Source organism: Pseudomonas sp. P5_A2_2, assembly GCF_054177685.1.
On sequence record NZ_JBGCUL010000987.1, the window covers coordinates 1 to 1,613 of the forward strand.

Annotated in this window: 3 protein-coding genes and 1 pseudogene; all 4 read right to left on the reverse strand. The window is 53.3% G+C overall.

The features are described from left to right. Positions 1-517: hypothetical protein (locus ACXRVY_RS28045; RefSeq protein WP_458238839.1), on the reverse strand; the 517-nt coding region annotated here is incomplete at its 3' end. Between the two features lie 319 nt (positions 518-836). Then, positions 837-1,043, reverse strand: a complete 207-nt coding sequence (locus tag ACXRVY_RS28050; RefSeq protein ID WP_457265824.1) for a hypothetical protein — start codon at positions 1,041-1,043, stop codon at positions 837-839. Positions 1,044-1,061: 18 nt separating this feature from the next. Then, entirely contained in the window at positions 1,062-1,358 is a 297-nt protein-coding gene (locus tag ACXRVY_RS28055; protein WP_223458528.1) for a hypothetical protein, read from the reverse strand. After that, positions 1,355-1,613: pseudogene (locus ACXRVY_RS28060) on the reverse strand (integrase domain-containing protein); the annotation flags it as partial. The pseudogene ACXRVY_RS28060 and the gene ACXRVY_RS28055, both read right to left, overlap by 4 nt.

Genomic DNA, 1,613 nt, shown 5'->3' on the forward strand with positions numbered 1-1,613 from the left:
CCTTATCATAGTGATAAAGCAACGCCCAGACTTGGGTCTCTTTCTGATGTTCCTTGGCGAACTGGAACGAGACACTATTGAATAGCTCTAACTGACGATTATTTTTATAAACAAAGCCCTCAGCAACCGCTCCTTTCTCAGCCTGGTTCGTCGGCTCATCAATTCCATTCTTGCCGGTTTCGCTGTTGCCAGTCATGACCACGATGGAAATGCTCCGATCAGGCGAGCTGATGAAAGGGCAGTTCTGCTGTTCATGGATATGCCAGTGAGCTGTCGCCAATAAAGTGCGTAGGTCTTCAACGGTCTTCAACCATTGCTGAACGCCAGCCGCAGTCGGCGCGGACGCACGATTGGTCTCATTGCGTCCTCGGAGACCGCCAGTAATGGCATCACGGAGCAGGACTGGGCCCAAGTCAGAATGCAGCTCCCGCAAACGTACATCCACGTCCGCGGGCTCATCAATAATCGTCGCTCGCCGAGTGAAAGCGTTTGAGGCCGTCAGTTCAAATGTGCTCATCGCCGCTCCGTACCTGTTTCCGAAAATGGTCCCTCATGTTGAGGTATAAAAAGCGGAAACACAAGGACCGCTAGCCTAGAATACTTGGTAGTCCGCTCAAGGCCATTTACTGGCAAGCGACCATCGTCCTCGTCCGCGATTGCTGCCTATCGGCGGCTCTCCCTCTGGCCAGTTTGGAGCGATCAATAGCCGTCGATTGCGCACAGCAATCTATGGGTAAAAATTGCTCTCCAGCCCATATCAGTCCCATACGGCCATTTTTCGGACGCCAAAAACCAAAACACCAAACATTCTATTTTAAAATCAGTTACTTGCGTTTTCAGAGTGTGGCGATGCAGGAGAAATTCGAACCCCATGCAACCTTAACAATCGGTTTATCGGCACTCTGATGCAACAGGCCGCTATTGGCCGTTTTCGGCCTGTCACGACTAATCAGTTTGGGTTGTTTTTTGCCATTGCGGCGGTGTTTTTCGAGCAGGTTTATCCGCAAGAGAATATCCACGCTGAGATAGATGAAGGCGGGCAAGTGAGACTGGGGGGCTGCCTAGCTACGACTAGTCGAGCTACCAATCAGCAATTGCCAGTCATTCCCTAATCGCTTCCAGACCAATAGAGCGGTGAGCCGATAGTAATACTGGGTGGCCTCGGAGTGATCTCTCAGGTGCTGAGTAAGAAACCAGCGCACATGCTTGAGCTGCCAGGTCCAGGGATTGTCTCGCTGCCATCGCTGTTGAATGGCCGCTTGCATGATTCGGGCTTGCCGTAGGTGTCGTTGCTGCGTGACCTGCGAGCCGGTCAGTACGCCGCTCAGGAACAGCGCTATATCGAATGGTTTGGTCACTCTCGACCTCCAATGTAGGCCGAAACCACATCGATCCGGTTATGCCCGAGCTCTAGGCTGATTTGTTGGCGCGCCTGTTGATCAAGGTCGCGGTCAATGCGATAGCAGTGGCCACCATTGACTGGTGCGGCGTGCCCCGTGAGCTGTTCGTAGCGCTCGCAGGCGTAGGCTGCTCGCAGTTCATGGAAACCCTTCAGCCCTTGTTCATGCAGCGTTTCTCGGGCGGGGAGCAGGGTCTGTTGCAGAAACGCGGAG